This window comes from Nonomuraea sp. NPDC049784, assembly GCF_040659615.1.
Taxonomy (GTDB): Bacteria; Actinomycetota; Actinomycetes; order Streptosporangiales; family Streptosporangiaceae; genus Nonomuraea.
This window is the reverse complement of record NZ_JBFAMX010000200.1, coordinates 1-16,778: the sequence shown is the minus strand read 5'-3', so window position 1 is coordinate 16,778 and position 16,778 is coordinate 1. Positions and strand designations below refer to the sequence as shown.

Below are 16,778 nucleotides of genomic sequence, written 5' to 3'. Positions count from 1 at the left end.
ACCGCCCGTTGCCGCTGGCCGCCGAGGTCGACAGGGTTGCCGTCGGACCATGCCTGGAACGGTCCGAGCGCGGTGAATATCAGCATTTCAGGCGTAACTGTAGAGGGAGAAGGTGTTGAGGTATATGGCGAATTCTCCCATGAGGCGGCGGTGCCCGGCGCGGGTCAGCGGCGTCTGATGGCGGGCCCGAGCAGGAGCATGCCCGCCGCCGAGACCACCCCCACCCCGCCGATCGTGAACCACAGCGCCCACGTCCCGATCTCCAGCAGCGGCCCGCCGAGCAGCGGCGCCAGCACGGCCGCCAGCGACCACGCGAACCCGAACAGCCCCGAATACCGCCCCCGCAGCTCGGCCGGAGCGAGCGCGGCCACGATCGTGCCCGCGATGCCCGCCTGGATGACCTCTCCCGTCGTCCACACCACGATCGTCACCGCCAGCCCGAAGGTGTCGTGGACGAACGCGGTCATGGCGAACCCCAGCGCCATCACCGCCACTCCCAGAGCGAAGGTACGGGAGGCGTCCCGGCGCCCCAGCCACCCCGACACCAGCGGCTGGACGATGACGATCAGCACTCCGTTCAGCGCCATGGCCAGCCCGTACTGCCCCAATGGCAGTCCCACGACCTTCGTCATCGCCACCGGCAGCATGGTCATCGTCTGCGAGTAGACCAGCGCCTCGGCGAGGATCACCAGCGTGAAGCCCACCATCACCCGGTCCCGCAGCACCACGCCGAACCCGCCGGCGGACTCCCCGGCCGGCGGCCTGGTCTCCGGAACGGCCCGCCACACCAGCACGGCGAAGAGCACGCTGGACACCGCGTCGATCCAGAACAGCCAGACGAACCCGAGCCCCGCCAGCCAGCCCCCGGCCGTCATGCCGAACGCGTACCCCAGGTTGATCGCCCAGAACAGCAGCCCGTACGCGCGGGGTCGCTCGTCAGGCGAGACCAGGTCCGCGACCAGAGCGTTCGAGGCGGGCCTGTAGACGTCGATCACCAGCCCGAGCACGAACATCGAGGCCAGGATCGCGGGCAGCGAGGTGCTGTAGCCGAGCACCAGCAAGGTGGCCGCCGTGGCGAGCATGCCGCCCGACAGCGTGGCCCGGCGCCCGATCCGGTCCGTGAGCACCCCCGCGAGCAGCTGCGACAGAAGTGAGCCCGCTCCGAACACGCCCATCACGAGGCCGGCGGCCGTCACCGACAGGCCGCGGCTCTGCGTCAGGTAGACGCCGGTGAAGGGCATGACCATGGTGCCCAGGCGGTTCACCAGGGTGCCGCCCCACAGGGCCCAGAACGGGCGGGGCAGGCCGCCGAGCTTCGACCGGAGGAAGGAAGCCCGCTCAACAGTTGCGCTTGTCACGCGACAAAGCGTGATATGCCGGGGTTTGTCCAGGCGAACGATTTAGTGCACGCTAAAAGCATGTCCGTCTCGTGGGTGCTGAACCCGGACGCCGTGGCCCGGATCCGGTTCGCGTTCTCGCCGATGTGGGAGCTGGTCGCCAGCCTGCGCACCCTCCAGAAGCCGTCCCTGCACTCGATCCACCTGCCCTGGCTCAAGGCCGTACGCCCCCGCCTCGCGGGGCTCGACCTGGCCGAGCTGTTCGCGCTCGTGCCCCAGACCGGGTACATCGCCGACTTCATCACGCCGCCCCCTGACACGCCGATGCCGGAGTTCGCCGCCGAGCTCGACCGGGTCAGGCGCACGCCGCCTGAGCTGGCCCGCCAGGAGGCGGCGAAGATCGTGGGCACCGACCGGGCGTTGCTCGAGCGGTTCATGGCCGACCCCGAGGCGGGCGTGGCCAGGGTGGCCGGCACGCTGGAGGCGTACTGGGAGAGGTGCTTCGCCGAGTTCTGGCCGCGCGTCTACGGGTTGCTGGAGCGGGACGTGCTCCGCCGGACGCGGCAGCTCGCCCAGGGCGGGGCGCATGAGCTGTTCGCCGCGCTCGATCCGGCGGTGACGTGGACGGGGGAGCGGCTGCTCGTCGACCGGCCGTACTGCGCCGTGGAAGAGCTGCACGGCGACGGGCTGCTGCTGGTGCCCAGCGCGTTCTGGGGGCCGGCCGTGGCCGTGATGTCGGCCCCGTACCAGTCGATGCTGGTCTATCCCGTGCTCGGCGTGGGCACGCTGTGGGAACAGGGACGGCCGCCCGCGCCAGGCGCCCTCGCCGCGCTGATCGGCAAGAGCAGGGCGCAGATCCTGCTCGCGCTCGCCGAGCCCGCCACCACCTCCGCCCTGGCCACGCGCATGGCGCTCACGCCCGGCGCGGTCAGCCAGCACCTCGGGGTGCTCAGCGGCGGCGGGCTCGCGGTGGGGATGCGGGTTGGCAAGCAGGTCGTCTACCGCCGCACCCCCACGGGCGACACCCTGGCGGGTCACGCGTAGCGCTTGGACTCCAGGAGCCAGTCGAGGTGGGCGCGCGGCGCCGCCAGGTAGGCGCACGCGACCTTGCTGACGTCCCGCGCCTGCTTCGGCTCCAGGTCCTCCAGCGGCAGCCGCCTCGCGGCCTTGTGCATGTCCTGGCAGCGCGCGGCGATCCGGTCGAGCACCCAGGCCGTCGCCTCCCGCTCGCCCAGACCGAGCTGGCGCATCGCGAGCACGACGAAGTTGTGCACGTCGCCGCGCTCCTTCGGCCGCGAGGCCACGTCGTTGCACCATGCCGTGACGTCGCTGCACGCGTTCACGAGCTGCTGCCACGGCTCGCACTCATGCATCCACGCCGGCACCTCCACCCGCAGGCACGGCTCGACCAGGTCGTACAGGTACGGCCCCACCGTGCCCCTGCGCAGCACCGGGTACTCCTCCAGCGTCGGCATCCGCCCCGCCGCCCTGTTGTCGGCCTCGGTACGGCAGGCGTCGTGCTGGCGCTGCAGCCCGACTGCGAACCTGGCCCGCCACCGGTCGCTCATCCGCGCGCTCGTCACCCGCCACAGGTCCGCGAACGCCGCCTCCAGCGGATGCCGAGCCGCGCCCTTGAGCATGCCGTCGAAGATGTCCAGCGGGCACGAACCCTCATCCAGCTCGTCGTCCAGGTGGAACAGCCACGTCAGCCACTGCGCGAACAGCGCCGCCGCGGCCGCGTCGAACTCGGCGAACGCCCGGCCCGCCATCCGGTGGTAGCCCACGCCGGGCGCGGCGCGCAGCCCGGTCCTCCTGGCCCAGTCGATGACCGCGGCCTCGATCGCGTACACGGCCGGGTGCATCCTGCACGGCGCCGCCATCGCGGGCACCCGCTCGGTGAGCGGCATCAGCGCCAGCGCCGCCGAGCCGCCTCTGCGCGGCAGCGGCAGCATCGAGGTCAGGGCCGAACGCAGCGCGGTACGCACCGCGGCGAACACGGTGGTGTTCGTGGTGGTGTTCGTGGTGTTCACGGAGGTCTTCACAGAGGCTTCCACGGAGGTCTTCACAGCGATCTTCACAGGGGGCCGAAAAGCCAGTTGCCCGCGGCGTTGGGGTCGTCGCTGCGGTAGAAGTCGGAGGCGGCCAGGACCAGCTCGTCCACGGTGAGCGCGCCCCTGCCCGTCCGGTCGAGCCGGTCGAACGCCTCGTCCACGTCGTCGTAGGCCACGCCGAACGCGCTGAGCATCGTGCGGAACTCGCCGGGGCCGATCTCCCCGTCCCGGTTGCCGTCGCACAGCTTCGCCACCGCCACCGTGGCCGGCCTGAACACCGCGTCATACAGATCGCCTGTGACGAACGCCGCAACCATCCCGGTACGGAAGTCCGGCCGCGCGATGCTGAAGTCGGGGTCCCGCTCGAGCGTCTGCGACAGGGTGGCCCAGATCCCGTCGAAGCTGTCGACCAGGCTGGACCCGGTGAGCGAGGTGGGGGACTCCCCGAAGCCCACCAGGATGCGGGCGCCCAGCCCCAGCAAGTCCTCACGCTCCACGACGCCGTTGCCGCACGCGTCGATGTGGTCGAATGCCCGGTCTAGCTTGTGATTGAGCAGGTCGATAGCCACCAATGCCTCCCCCGAGACTGACTGCGTGATCACATTAAGTGGGGCGGGGGGCTTTGTCAGCGAGGCTCGCACCGGCACCCCCCGTAACGTGTGCGAAACACGGACACGGCATGCTGGTAGCTAGACATGTACTGCCAGATAGAGGGGACGCTGTGGACCGCCAGCAGGAGTTCGTGCTCCGCACGCTCGAGGAACGCGACATCCGGTTCATCCGGCTGTGGTTCACTGACGTGCTCGGCTTCCTCAAGTCAGTGGCGATCGCCCCAGCCGAGCTGGAGGGCGCGTTCGCGGAGGGCATAGGGTTCGACGGCTCGGCCATCGAGGGCTTCGCCCGCGTCTACGAGTCCGACATGCTCGCCAAGCCCGACCCGGCCACGTTCCAGATACTGCCCTGGCGCAGCGAGACGCCGGGCGCGGGGCGCATCTTCTGCGACATCCTCATGCCGGACGGCTCGCCCTCCCACGCCGACCCGCGCTGGGTGCTCAAGCGCACGCTCGCCAAGTGCGCCGACATGGGCTTCACGTTCTACACCCACCCGGAGATCGAGTTCTTCCTGCTGAAGAACCGCCCCGAGCCCGGCGAGCGGCCCGAGCCGATCGACTCCGGCGGCTACTTCGACCACACGCCCCACAGCGCGGGCCACGACTTCAGGCGCCAGGCGGTGCTGATGCTGGAGTCGATGGGCATCTCCGTCGAGTTCAGCCACCACGAGGGCGCGCCCGGGCAGCAGGAGATCGACCTGCGTTACGCCGACGCGCTCACCACGGCCGACAACATCATGACCTTCCGCCTGGTCATGAAGGAGGTCGCGCTGGAGCAGGGCATCTGGGCCTCGTTCATGCCCAAGCCGTTCACCGAGCACCCAGGCTCCGGCATGCACACGCACATGTCGCTGTTCGAGGGCGACAGGAACGCCTTCTACGAGGCCGGGGCCGAATACCAGCTCTCCAAGATCGGCCGGTCGTTCATCGCCGGGCTCCTCAAGCACGCCGCCGAGATCACCGCCATCACCAACCAGTGGGTCAACTCCTACAAGCGGCTCTGGGGCGGGGCCGAGGCCATCGCGGGCCAGGGTGGTGAGGCGCCCTCCTACGTGTGCTGGGGCCACAACAACCGCTCCGCCCTGGTCAGGGTGCCGATGTACAAGCCGCACAAGGGCGGCTCGACGCGCATCGAGTTCAGGTCGCTCGACTCGGCGTGCAACCCGTACCTCGCCTTCGCGCTGATCCTGGCGGCCGGGCTGAAGGGCATCGAGGAGGGCTACGAGCTCCCCGCCGCGGCCGAGGACAACGTGTGGACGCTGACCAGCGCCGAGCGGCGCGCCCTCGGCATCCAGCCACTGCCCGGGTCGCTCAACGACGCGATCGCGGTCATGGAGCAGAGCGAGCTGGTGGCCGAGACGCTGGGGGAGCACGTCTTCGACTTCTTCCTGCGCAACAAGCGGGCGGAGTGGCGCGAATACCGCCGCCACGTCACCGAGTTCGAGCTGGGCCGCTACCTGCCGGTGCTCTGAGCCTTCCAGGGGCCGATCACCGCCTCGTCGAACACGATCTCCTGCAGGAGGTCGGCCCCCGCCCGGTCCACGATGTGCGCGCCCGCGGCGGGGGCGGGATCGCCGCCCTTCACCCTGGTCACCAGGCTCTCCCACCTGCGCTGATGGCGCGCGAACGTCCTGGGCGCCACCACCCGGCCCCTGATCCGCTGCCCCGCCAGCGCGGCCTCCGCCGGCGCGTCCAGCAGGAGCAGGTGGAAGCTCGCGCGGTGCCTGCGGGCCAGCCAGGCGAAACCCCGCAGTACGTACGGGGCGCAGCCCCGGTTGTGCGCGACGACCGAGTGGCCGCGGGTCAGGGCCTGGCGGATGCGGCTCAGGTGGGTGACGAAGACGACGGCGCGGCGTACCGGCTGGGGGGCCCAGCCCAGCCGCCCGTACCAGTGCCGCTTTGACTGGAACGAGTCGATCACCGCGACCGTGCCTATGGTGACGGGCAGGCTCTCTGCTCCGTGCATCCCGTACAGGCGTCGCAACAAGGTGGTCTTGCCCGCGCCCGGAAGCCCCGTCAAGACGACCAGGGAACCGGACGGATACCGCAACCTCGCGCCCTGCACAGGCTCACCCCCGCTTTCTCTCATGTTGCCGTGCTTACAGCCTCCCCGAGGCCGGCCGAAGATGCGCGCCTCATCGCGCATCAGCCACCGACCCCTTCGCGGCGCGTCCACGGCCCGGCCGCCTCCGCGACGCGCCCGCTCGTACTCGACGCGCCCGCTGACTTGGTCACCTGCGACGCATCCGCGTTCCGGTGACGCCTTCGCGCACTTGATCGTCGGTGACGTGTGCACGGTCAGCGGCCCGGATGCGCGTGCCTGCCAACCACGCCCCCGGCCGCCGTGCTGAGGAGCGCCCCGTCCGCCCGGCGCGCCGCGTCCTGCGGCGATGCACGCTGCGGCGATGCGCTCTGCGATCAGGCGCTCTGCCTTGGCCGCTCGTTCGGCGGGAGCCGCGGGGCCGGCCACCAGACCGGCGTCGGACGCCCTTGGGCGCTGCCTGGGGCAAGATCCTCCAGCCGGGAAGGGGCGCTCGATCGCGAGTGGCCAGGGGCGAGGATCGTCGGCCGTATCGGGGGATTGGTCGCGGGGCGGGGGAAAGCCGGGATAAGGTACTCCCAACGCCTTGATCGGCCTCACTCCAGGTGCAAGTTCGGAGTGAGGCCGATTTTCGTTGCTTCTGACCCCCGAGTCACATCCCGGCGATGTGCGGCGCATAGCGTCTCGATACACCTGGTGACAGGCCGGTCGGGATGGGCGGGGAAGTTTCGGGCCCCCTCGAGGCGTTATGTGGTGGTGTCGATCAGCCTCAGGACCCCCGAGATCTGGCGAAACCGGGAGTCCAGTAAAATCGGCCTGTTCCTTTTGACATTTCCGGACTTCCCGCCATATGTGGCGATATTGGAGGGTGTGGCATGACGACGGCTGCCCTGCAGACCGTGTTGACCGTTCCGGAGCGTTTCCGGGGCCCTGTGGGAGTCGCCAACGGCGGCTGGATAGCGGGCACCATGGCGGAAGCGCTGAACGGTGGTCGATCAGCCGTCGAGGTCACGTTGCATGCGCCCACGCCATTGGAAACCGAGCTACGCCTGGAGCACGTCGCCAACTCCGTGTCCCTCTCGGACGGTGACAAGCTCCTGGTCGAGGCCATCCCCGTGGCCGAGGACCTGGAGGGCCCCGGGTTCGTGGCGTTCAACGACGCCGCCCGTGCCGAGGCGGGGTTCGTGGGGCTGAAGGCGCACCCGTTCGCCGAGTGCTTCGCCTGCGGCATGCGCGAGCCGGGTGACGGCCTGCGCATCTTCCCCGGCCCGGTGGAGGGCACTGACCTGGTGGCGGCCGGCTGGCGGGTGCCGTTCACGGTGGCGGGCGAGGACGGGGTGCCCGCGTCGATCGTGGGTGCGGTGCTCGACTGCATCACCGGCTGGGCCCACTTCGGTCCCGGCGAGTCCGCGCTGCTCGGGCGGCTCGCGGTGCAGATCCACCGCCCCGTCAACCCCGGCGGCCGCTACTCCGTGGTGGCCCGCCCGACCGGCCGCGACGGGCGCAAGATGTACGGCCAGAGCGCTATCTATGAGATGGACGGCACGCTCGTGGCCGCCGCTCGCGCCACCTGGATCGCTCCACGCTGACTTGCGATGCCGTACGGCCCCTGAGCTCGAACGAGCAGCTCAGGGGCCGTATGCATTGCCCTACCCCGTGGTGAGGTCGCGGCGCCGGATGCCCGCCCCCTCCGGTCGTCGGCTCGCGGCGAGAACGTCCAGGGGGAGGTTCGGTGTCGCTCAGGAGGCGGCGGCTTGGCGCTGAGCCGGTCCCAACGTGTGGGCTGTGGCGCCGGCTGAGTGGAGGCGGGGTAAGGCCGAGACGCCGGGGAGGAGGCGGTCGGTCGACGAGGCCGAGGCGGCGGTGGGGGAGCCCGGGTGCGGGTCGTGGGTTCAGGGTGCGGTGGTGAGGTGGGTGACGACGGTCGACACGCAGCGGTCGTCGAACAGGATCGTGTAGTGGTTGCAGTCCGGGATCACCTCGTCCCGCAGACCCGGGAGGCGGGCGGCCCAGGGGAGAGCGAGATCGTCGGGGAGCATGCCGACGTCCTGGTTGAGCAGGCCGCGGGGCGCTCTGAGCAGAGAGAGCGGTGACTGGACGCTTTCGAGCGCGGCCGCGATGGCCTCCGGCTCGAGCCGCAGCCAGCGCCCATCCTGCATCACCGCCTCCCCGACCGCCCGCGACCGCAGCGCCCCCTCGGGCCCCGTCAGGTCATAGCGGACGTACGCCTCCACGTCGGCGTTCCAGTGGCCGACGAAGGCCGGATGTGCCTTGAAGAAGTCGACGTACGCCTCGGCGGTGGGGAACGTCTGGCGCAGCCGGGCGATCGCCGGTCCGAGCGTGGCTTCCAGAACCTCGTCGACATCCAGATCCTCGGGCAGCGGCGGCAGGGGGAGCCCGCCGTCCACCAGCACCACCCGCGCGAAGTCCCGCTCCGCGGCGACCAGGGCGGCTATGTACGCGCCCATCGAGTGCCCGGTCAGCACCGCGTCCGGACCCGCTCCGACGTGGTCGGCGACACGCAGCACGTCCTCGGCGTGCCTCGGCAGCCCGTACGGCCCGGGCAGCGAGTCGCTGTGCCCGCGACCGCGCAGGTCCATCGCGACCAGGCGCCATCCCTCGGGCAGCCGCCGCCCCACCGCGCCCCACGCCATCAGCGAGGCCGTGATCCCGTGCACCGCGATGATCGTGCGCGGTCCCGTTCCGAACGTTGCGATGCGCTGACCGGCGACATCGTCGAACTCGAATCTCATAAACGGAGCTTAGGGACAAACGCCCGGCCACGGTATGCACGGCCCTCGGGCGATCGCTCTCCCACGTGGCGGATAAATTGCCTGATATGCGTATCACCGTGATCGAGCACGAGGCCGAGGCCGGCCTCGGGTACCTCGGCGAATGGCTGGGCTTGGCCTGCGACGTCGTACGTCCGTACCTTGGCGAGGAGATTCCCGCGCGCCCGGCGGACGGGCTGATCGTGCTCGGCGGTGCGGCGGCAGCCTGGGAGGACGAGCGGAGCCCCTGGCAGCCCGCCACCCGCGACCTGCTGCGCCTGGCCGTCGAAGAGGGCACCCCCACCCTCGCCGTCTGCCTGGGGGCACAGCTGCTGACCATGGCCTGCGGCGGCACGGTCGAGCGAGGGGCGAACGGGCTCGAGGTGGGTGCTCGCGAGGTGGTCGCGTTGCCCGCGGCCGGCGATGACCGGCTGCTCGCGGGGGTCGGCACGGCCGTGGCCGTCCAGTATCACCAGGACGCCATGACGCGGCTGCCCGACGGTGCGGTGCCGCTCATGACCGGGGCGCAGTATGAGAACCAGGCCTATCGGCTCGGTGAGGCCGCGTGGGCGGTCCAGTTCCATCCTGAGGCCACGCCGGAGATCTTCGCCTCCTGGACCGCTGAGTCCGACCTGGACGTGGCCGAGGAGCTCAACGCCGAGGTCAAGGCCGCCGAGAGTGCGCTCGTCGCCACCTGGCGGCCGGTGGCGGAGGCGTTCGCCCAGGTGATCAGAGCCAGAGGTGATCTGAGCTAGAGGTGATCAGAACCAGCGGTCACGCCTGAACCGCAACCTCCGGCGCATTGCCCGCGCGCCCTTCTCGGCGCGCGCCTGGGTCCTCGCGGTTGAACACTTTGTTTAAAACGGAAAGTTGACAACGGTTCGATTGCTGCGGCATCGTGAGCCCCATGCCTACGAATGCCGATCACCACCCCGACCCCTTCACTCCTCCGCATTCGGAGCGGGCGCGCGCGCAACGCGTGCACGCGTCCCTTTTCCGGATCGCCGAGCGGCACGCGGCCACCGATGAGCAGCGCGGTCGGCAGGCCCATGCGTCAGCCATCGGCCCGCACGAAGCCGTCAGGCTCGTGGCGTTCCTGCTCAGCGGGACCGCACGGCTCGATGACGGCGAGCCGGAGGTCGATCACGCTGACATCACCGCGGCGTTGAGCCTCCTCCCGCTGGTGCGCGGGGAGCTGGACGCGCTGGAGGTCGGCCTGCTACAGATGGCGCGGGGTCGCGGCATGACCTGGCAGGAGATCGCGTTCGGGCTCGGGCTCGGCACCGCACAAGCTGCCAGGCAACGCCACGAACGCCTCGCGGACCGTGTCGAAGGCCTGGAGTAGCACGGGCCTCCAGCCTGATCGTCCGTGCTCGCCGAGGCCGAGCCCGGCCAGCCCTCACGCCGCCGGGTGGCCGAGTACGAGCGGCCCCGAGACCGCCACCGCCTGGACACAAGCGGCACATGGGCGACGGCGGGCGGATCATCAGCGTGAACCCGGGCCCGGTCGGCACCGACATGAACCCGGCCGACGGCGAAGCTGCCGATTTCCAGCGCTCCCTCACCGCCCTGGGACGTTACGGCGACGCCGAGGACATCGCCCCGTGGTGGCCTACCTGGCGGGCCCCGGCGGCCGCCATGTCACCGGCACCGCCCTCGCCGTGGACGGCGGGTACACCATCTGGCGGCGAGCCGTCCCCGTCCACTTGCCGCCCGGCCGGCCGCGAGTGGACGGGGACTCGATCGTGCTTGCAGCTGGAGAGCTCCCCGCGTCCGGTGGCCGACGGCCTGCCCCTCAGCGTGTTCGTCCCCGCGACTGACTCTCGTCCTGCGAGGGGGCACGTGCCCGCCACCCCCCACCCCGCTCCTGTTCCTGCACGACGCCTGGTGCTGGACCGACGCGCCCGGATGAACACGCCCCTGAGGCTGGTTTGACCTTGTCACCAGCGTCAACGTTTACCGTCGCACCATGAGCACCTTGGAACGGGTCACCCTCCTCAAGCACGACCAGAGCTTCTTCGACGCTCTGGTGGCAAGCGATCTCGCCGCTCTGGAGGAACTGCTGGCGGACGACTTCGTCCTGGTCGGGGTCGAGGACGGGGCCGTCGCCGACAGGGGGATCCTGCTCGACCTGGTGGCCTCCGGCTCCCTCCGGTTCCCGCAGATCGACTCGTTCCCGGACGAGGCGATCGTCCGGGTCATCGGCACGGTGGGCATCGTCATCGGGCGTACCGGTATGAACTTCACCAACCCCGACGGCACCACGTTCAGTGCCGGAAGCCGCTACACCCACGTCTACGCCGCCGACGCCCACGGCGCCTGGCGCCTCGTCTCCGCCCAGGGCACCGCGATCAGGGCTTGATCCCCCGCTCAGTAGGAATGACGTCGATCACGCCGAGGTGATCGACGGCGTCGGGATGATCCAACGCGGCGTGGCGGTGACCGGCGCGTGGGTCCGGGTGCGGGTGGGAGCCGCAGCGGTGGCGGTCCCATGCGCGCGGGGCCGGGTGAGCGCGTGGGCCAAGGCGTGGACGCCGCCCACAGCCAGCGGGAACGCCGCCACCCCCGCCCAGCCCGATGCCCCCGCCCGCACCGGCACCCCGGCGGCCCGCAAGCGCCGCCAAGCCCACACCGAGAACGGGATGACCACCAAGGGCGCGGTCACCACCCCAGGCGTGTACCTCCGCGCCACCGCGGCCTGGGCCAGATGCACCACCCCATGCGCCCCGAACCCCAGCAGCGCGGCCTGGAAGACCGGGCTCCGCCCGCCCGTGCGCGCCCCCAGCGCCGAGGCCCCTGCCACCATCCCGCCCATGAGCCCGATGGCCACGTTCACGTGCCTCTGCGACACCTCGGGAACCCAGGGCCACCGCTCCCGGGCCTTACGCGCCCAGCCCGCCATGGTCGCCAGCTCCTCCGCGTCGTGCACCGCCCACGCCGCCAGCAGCCCCCACGTGACGGTAGAGGGAACCATCGAAACCACCTCCGAGAAGAATGCAACGCAACGTTGCGTTCCTATGGTACGCGGGAAGTGGCTGTCAAGATGGAGGGGTGCCCAGGATCGAATCCACCGCCGCGCGGCTCGCCAAGCTCGGCTTCGCCGATGGCGCCAGGGCCGCTCAGCTCATCCGGCAGGCGGGAGCCGACGTGGACGATCTCCTGGAGTTCCTGGTGGACGTGGCCGACCCCGACCAGGCGCTGGTCTCGCTGACGCGCCTGGCCGAGCGCGAGCCTGCCGTGCTCGGCACCGTCCGCGGAGACGAACACCTGCGTGCCCGGCTGCTGGCCGTGCTCGGCGTCAGCGCCGCCCTCGGCGAGCACCTGGTGCGCCACCCCGGCCAGATCGCGCTCCTCGCCGAACCCCGGCTGGGCGACGCGCGGGCGGAGCTGCTGCGTGCGGTCGGCGCCGAGCCCGGGGAGGCCGCCACCGGCGACGACCCGCTGAACGCGCTCCGCGTGGCCTACCGCGGCAGGCTGATGCATCTGGCCGCGCGCGACCTCACGGGAGAGGCCACACTGGCCGAGGTCATGGCGGAGCTGTCCGACCTCGCGGGCGCCGCGCTGGAGGCCGGGCTCGCCATCGCGCGGGCGGAGATCGACGACAGTCAGGTACGCCTGGCGGTCATCGGCATGGGCAAATGCGGCGCCAGGGAGCTCAACTACATCAGCGACGTAGACGTGATCTTCGTAGCCGAGCCTCGAGATGGAGCCGACGAGACCAAGGCGCTGCGCACGGCGACCCGGCTGGCCCAGGCCATGATGCGGGCCTGCGCCGACACCACGTCCGAGGGCTCCCTGTGGGAGGTGGACGCGGGCCTGCGGCCGGAGGGCAGGTCGGGCCCGCTGGTGCGCACGCTCGGCAGCCACCTGGCCTACTACCGGCGCTGGGCCAAGACGTGGGAGTTCCAGGCGCTGCTCAAGGCCCGCCCGGTCGCGGGTGACATGGAGCTGGGCGCCGCCTACGTCGAAGCGGTCAACGACCTGGTGTGGTCGGCGGCCACCCGCGAGCACTTCGTCGAGGACGTGCAGGCCATGCGCCGGCGGGTCGAGGCGCACGTGCGCGCGGAAGGGGACCGCCAGCTCAAGCTGGGCCCTGGCGGGCTGCGCGACATCGAGTTCGCGGTGCAGCTGCTCCAGCTCGTCCACGGCCGGCTCGACCCCCTGCTGCGCCGCAGGGCCACGCTGCCCGCGCTGGCCGCGCTCTCCAGGGGCGGGTACGTGGGCCGCGACGACTCGCGCGGGCTGGCGGAGGCGTACTCGTTCCTGCGCCAGGTGGAGCACCTCCTGCAGCTGCACCGGCTGCGGCGCACCCACATCGTGCCCTCCGGCGAGTCCGATCTGCGCAGGCTGGGCCGGGCGCTCGGCATGCAGCCCGATCCGGTGAGAGAGTTCACGGCAAGGTGGCGGCGGCATGCCATGGAGGCGCGGCGGCTGCACGAGAAACTGTTCTACCGGCCGCTGCTCCAGGCCGTGTCGCGGCTGCAGGAGTCGGAGGCGCGGCTTTCGGCCACGGCGGCGAAGGCCAGGCTGGAGGCGCTGGGCTACGTCGATCCCGCCGGCGCGCTGCACCACATCGCCGCCCTCGCCTCCGGCGTGTCCAGGCGGGCCGCGATCCAGCGCACGCTGCTGCCCGTCATGCTCGGCTGGTTCGCCGACACGCCCGACCCGGACGGGGCGCTGCTCGGGTTCAGGCAGGTGAGCGACAAGCTGGGCAGCACGCCGTGGTATCTGCGGCTGCTGCGCGACGAGACGGCGGTGGCGGCCAGGATGGCGCGCGTGCTCGGCGCCAGCCGCTACGCGACCGGCCTGATCCTGCACGCGCCCGAGGCGGTCGCGATGCTGGGCGCGGACCAGGAGCTCGCCGTCCGCTCCCGCGAGTCCCTGCTCAACGAGGCCGCCGCGGCGGTCTCCAGGCACGCGGGCGATCCCGTGACCGCCGTGGCGGCCGTGCGGGCACTGCGAAGGAAAGAGCTGTTCCGTACGGCCGTGGCCGACATCTTCGGGCTCATCGACATCGAGACGGTCGGGAGCGCCTTGTCCGCCTTGACCGATGTGACCCTCCAGGCCGCGCTCGACGCCGCACTCACCAAGGTCCCGAACGTCACGAAGTTCGCCATCATCGCCATGGGCCGGCTCGGCGGCATGGAGTGCTCCTACGCCAGCGACGCCGACGTCATGTTCGTCCACTCGCCGCTGCCCGGGGTTGAGGAGCGCGAGGCCACGGACGCCGCCTACGCCGTGGCCAACGAGGTGCGCCGGCTGCTCTCGCTGCCCGCCCCCGACCCGCCGCTGGCCGTCGACCCCGACCTGCGTCCCGAGGGGCGGCAGGGCCCGCTGGTGCGGACGCTGGCCTCGTACCGCGCCTACTACTCGCGCTGGTCGTCGCCGTGGGAGTCGCAGGCGCTGCTGCGGGCCAGGTTCTCGGCGGGCGACCGGGAGCTGGGGGAGCAGTTCACATCGATGATCGACGAGCTGCGTTACCCGCAGGGCGGGCTGCACGACGACGCGGTCAGGGAGATCAGGCGGCTCAAGGCCCGCATGGAGGCCGAGCGCCTGCCCCGCGGCGCCGACCCGGCCCTGCACACCAAGCTGGGCCCGGGCGGGCTGTCCGACGTGGAGTGGGTGGCGCAGCTGCTGCAGCTCCGCTACGCGGGCACGCTGCCGTCGCTGCGCACCACCCGTACGCTCGAGGCACTGCGTGCGGCCGTGGGCGAGGGCCTGCTCGCCCCGGCCGACGAGGCCGTGCTGGCCGAGGCATGGCGCTTCGCCTCCCGCATCCGCGACGCGATCATGCTGGTCAAGAGCCGCCCGGGCGACAGCGTCCCGCGCGACTCGGGGGAGCGCAAGCTGATCGCCCAGACGCTCGGCTACCCGCCGGACGGCTCGGAGGACTTCCTGGACGACTACCGCCGCGTCACGCGCCGCGCACGTCAAGTAGTGGATCGAGTCTTCTACGGGGCTTGATCGAGCACGGCGAACGGGTGTATCAAGGCGCAGGTGTTATCCATTTATGTGGATCTGGCCCTCGGCCTGGTGGTGTCGTTCCTGCTGCTGTCGCTGCTGGTGAGCGGCCTGAACGAGGCGTTCGTGCGGTTGCTCGCCATCCGCAGCAAGTTCCTGTGGGCCTACCTCAGGGACACCATGGACGGCTCCGACAAACAGGGCAGGTCATGGTTGCCGGCCAAAGTACGTGACGTCTTCGCGGCGTTGCCCTTCGTCCGCGACCCGCGCCCCAAGCACAGCGACCAGCCCTCGCCCGCCGAGCCGGGCACCCTGCCGACGCGGGAGAGCAAGGCCGAGGACACCATGGTCAACCTGCTCTACCAGCGCGTCCAGGAGATCGACCACCCCAAGAGGGGCCGGACCAGCATCGCGAACATCCCTCCTGGACGCTTCGCGGTGGCGCTGATGGAGCTGGCCGCGGGCCAGCCGGACGGCGTCGAGGGGTTCCTGGAGAGGCTCAAGGAAATGCGCAGCCCCCTCTACGGGCACCTCAAGGGCGTGTGGGAGACGGCGCAGCGTGACCTCGACCGGTTCAGGCAGGGGGTGGAGACCTGGTTCGACGGGGAGATGCAGCGGCTGTCCATGCTCTACAAGCGGTACGTCAAGTGGGTCGTCGCCGTGCTGGGCCTGCTCGTGACGCTGGTGTTCACCATGGACGGGCTGGAGTACGCCAGGACGCTGCTGCGGGACAACGCCTTCCGCACCTCGGTGACGGCCGTCGCGGAGGCGGGGCCCGACGCGTACAACGAGCTGAAGGCCCGCTGCACGGACGGAGACCCGGTGCAGTGCGTCACCGAGACGCTCAGCCAGCCCGCGCTGGTCAGGATGGCCGACCACGCGCTGGTCAGCCTGTCGATCCCGGCGCAGGGCGACCCGTCCGTGCACTGGAACGGCGGCGTGTGGTGGGACCGGATCACCACACCGAGCCACTGGCCCGGCTTCCTGCTGACGTACGTGGCGCTGATGTTCGGGGCGCCGTTCTGGTGGGACGTTCTCCGGCGCATCACCGGCATCAAGGCGCGACGCTGAGCCTCGCGGGGATGATCAGGACTCGCCCCTGGCCGCCAGGGTGATCACGTCGGCCAGGTCCGCCAGCTCGGAGGGGTCGTCGGTCAGCCTGGCCGTGGCCAGCCGCAGGTGGTGCGTGGCGGCGGGCCGGATCACGTACCGGCTGCCGGCCGCGACGGAGATCCCGTGCGCGGCCAGCGTGACCAGCGCCGCCGACTCCTCGCGCACCGGCACCCACAGTACGAGCCCGTCCCCGCCGCCCGTGCGCACGCCGCGTGCCGCCAGCTCCGACGCCAGCCGCGCCCGCCGTCCCGCGTAGACCGCGCGTGCGTGCTCGACACAGGCCCGTACCTCGCCGTCGCCGAGCAGGTGAGCCAGCGCGTCCTGCAGGATGCGGCTGGTCCAGCCGGTGCCGAAGCTGCGCAGCACGCGCACCCGCTCCACCGCGTCCGCGGCCCCGCCGATGACCGCGATGCGCAGGTCGGGGCCGTGCGACTTGGAGTACGAGCGCACCAGCACCGTACGGTCGGGAAAGCGCGTCCCCATGCTCACCATCGGCGAGACCGACAGCTCGCCTATCCCGTCGTCCTCCACGATCAGCGTCGACGTCGGCTCCAGGAGGTCGGCGAGCTCGGCCGAGCGCTCGGCGGTCACGGCGTGGCCGCAGGGCGACTGGCCGCGCGGCTGGTAGACGAACGCGACCGGCCTGGCCCGCAGGGCCTTGGCCAGCGCGTCGGGGATCGGCCCGTGCTCGTCGCAGGCCACAGGGATGATCTGGACGCCGATCGTCTCCAGGATGTCCAGCAGCCGGGCGCCGGTCGGCTCTTCGATGGCGATCCTGTCGCCGGGCAGCGCGGTCGTCTGGCGGCCAGCTGCCGCCCGGCGTGGACGGCGATCGGCTGAAGGCGGTCCGGCTGCGTACCACGTACACGCCGGAGAGCTCGGGCGAGCACCAC

At 71.3% G+C, this 16,778-nt stretch carries 15 protein-coding genes; 8 read left to right on the top strand and 7 right to left on the bottom strand.

Going from position 1 to position 16,778, the window contains the following annotated elements; all coding sequences use genetic code 11:
- Positions 1 to 164: 164 nt before the first annotated feature.
- Positions 165 to 1,358 (bottom strand): MFS transporter, encoded by a 1,194-nt coding sequence (locus AB0J09_RS32290; protein ID WP_360699144.1) that lies wholly within the window; start codon positions 1,356 to 1,358, stop codon positions 165 to 167.
- A 60-nt stretch (positions 1,359 to 1,418) separates the two neighbouring features.
- Between AB0J09_RS32290 and AB0J09_RS32285 the strand changes: the two genes are divergently transcribed.
- A complete protein-coding gene (locus AB0J09_RS32285) occupies positions 1,419 to 2,381 on the top strand; it encodes a DUF5937 family protein (RefSeq protein ID WP_360699142.1) in 963 nt (320 codons plus the stop codon).
- On the opposite strand, the gene AB0J09_RS32280 is transcribed toward AB0J09_RS32285, so the two are convergent.
- Together AB0J09_RS32280 and AB0J09_RS32275 are read right to left on the bottom strand one after the other, a co-directional pair.
- Complete coding sequence (locus AB0J09_RS32280; protein WP_360699140.1) at positions 2,372 to 3,379, bottom strand: terpene synthase family protein; 1,008 nt, start codon at positions 3,377 to 3,379, stop codon at positions 2,372 to 2,374. The genes AB0J09_RS32285 and AB0J09_RS32280 overlap by 10 nt on opposite strands.
- 32 nt (positions 3,380 to 3,411) lie before the next feature.
- The gene (locus AB0J09_RS32275) at positions 3,412 to 3,957 is read right to left on the bottom strand and encodes a hypothetical protein (protein WP_360699138.1); all 546 of its coding nucleotides are present in this window, start codon (positions 3,955 to 3,957) and stop codon (positions 3,412 to 3,414) included.
- Positions 3,958 to 4,109: 152 nt separating this feature from the next.
- Here AB0J09_RS32275 and glnA point away from each other — a divergent pair, with 152 nt between their 5' ends.
- Positions 4,110 to 5,471 (top strand): type I glutamate--ammonia ligase, encoded by a 1,362-nt coding sequence (gene glnA / locus AB0J09_RS32270; protein WP_360699136.1) that lies wholly within the window; start codon positions 4,110 to 4,112, stop codon positions 5,469 to 5,471.
- On the opposite strand, the gene AB0J09_RS32265 is transcribed toward glnA, so the two are convergent.
- The gene (locus AB0J09_RS32265) at positions 5,453 to 6,019 is read right to left on the bottom strand and encodes an AAA family ATPase (RefSeq protein WP_360699134.1); all 567 of its coding nucleotides are present in this window, start codon (positions 6,017 to 6,019) and stop codon (positions 5,453 to 5,455) included. The two genes, glnA and AB0J09_RS32265, sit on opposite strands and share 19 nt — an antisense overlap.
- Before the next feature lie 896 nt (positions 6,020 to 6,915).
- Here AB0J09_RS32265 and AB0J09_RS32260 point away from each other — a divergent pair.
- Complete coding sequence (locus tag AB0J09_RS32260; protein ID WP_360699132.1) at positions 6,916 to 7,629, top strand: hypothetical protein; 714 nt, start codon at positions 6,916 to 6,918, stop codon at positions 7,627 to 7,629.
- Between the two features lie 303 nt (positions 7,630 to 7,932).
- On the opposite strand, the gene AB0J09_RS32255 is transcribed toward AB0J09_RS32260, so the two are convergent.
- Positions 7,933 to 8,793 (bottom strand): alpha/beta hydrolase, encoded by an 861-nt coding sequence (locus AB0J09_RS32255; protein ID WP_360699130.1) that lies wholly within the window; start codon positions 8,791 to 8,793, stop codon positions 7,933 to 7,935.
- An 86-nt stretch (positions 8,794 to 8,879) separates the two neighbouring features.
- On the opposite strand from AB0J09_RS32255, the gene AB0J09_RS32250 reads away from it, so the two are divergent.
- From AB0J09_RS32250 to AB0J09_RS32240, 3 genes are all read left to right on the top strand, one after another.
- Positions 8,880 to 9,566 (top strand): type 1 glutamine amidotransferase, encoded by a 687-nt coding sequence (locus AB0J09_RS32250; RefSeq protein WP_360699129.1) that lies wholly within the window; start codon positions 8,880 to 8,882, stop codon positions 9,564 to 9,566.
- 152 nt (positions 9,567 to 9,718) lie between these two features.
- Positions 9,719 to 10,156, top strand: a complete 438-nt coding sequence (locus tag AB0J09_RS32245; protein ID WP_360699127.1) for a DNA-binding protein — start codon at positions 9,719 to 9,721, stop codon at positions 10,154 to 10,156.
- A 624-nt stretch (positions 10,157 to 10,780) separates the two neighbouring features.
- Positions 10,781 to 11,173 (top strand): nuclear transport factor 2 family protein, encoded by a 393-nt coding sequence (locus AB0J09_RS32240; protein WP_360699125.1) that lies wholly within the window; start codon positions 10,781 to 10,783, stop codon positions 11,171 to 11,173.
- Positions 11,174 to 11,200: 27 nt separating this feature from the next.
- On the opposite strand, the gene AB0J09_RS32235 is transcribed toward AB0J09_RS32240, so the two are convergent.
- Positions 11,201 to 11,785 carry an HXXEE domain-containing protein gene (locus AB0J09_RS32235; protein WP_360699124.1) on the bottom strand — a complete coding sequence of 195 codons (585 nt, stop codon included), beginning with the start codon at positions 11,783 to 11,785 and terminating at the stop codon, positions 11,201 to 11,203.
- A gap of 77 nt (positions 11,786 to 11,862) precedes the next feature.
- Between AB0J09_RS32235 and AB0J09_RS32230 the strand changes: the two genes are divergently transcribed.
- Together AB0J09_RS32230 and AB0J09_RS32225 are read left to right on the top strand one after the other, a co-directional pair.
- Positions 11,863 to 14,775: a bifunctional [glutamine synthetase] adenylyltransferase/[glutamine synthetase]-adenylyl-L-tyrosine phosphorylase gene (locus tag AB0J09_RS32230; RefSeq protein ID WP_360699122.1), complete on the top strand. Its 2,913-nt coding sequence runs from the start codon at positions 11,863 to 11,865 to the stop codon at positions 14,773 to 14,775.
- Between the two features lie 33 nt (positions 14,776 to 14,808).
- On the top strand, positions 14,809 to 15,843 hold the full coding sequence (locus AB0J09_RS32225; protein ID WP_360699120.1) for a hypothetical protein: 1,035 nt from the start codon (positions 14,809 to 14,811) through the stop codon (positions 15,841 to 15,843).
- 15 nt (positions 15,844 to 15,858) lie between these two features.
- On the opposite strand, the gene AB0J09_RS32220 is transcribed toward AB0J09_RS32225, so the two are convergent.
- Positions 15,859 to 16,778, bottom strand: a 920-nt coding sequence (locus AB0J09_RS32220; RefSeq protein WP_360699118.1) for an aminotransferase class I/II-fold pyridoxal phosphate-dependent enzyme, incomplete at its 5' end; no start/stop codon positions are given.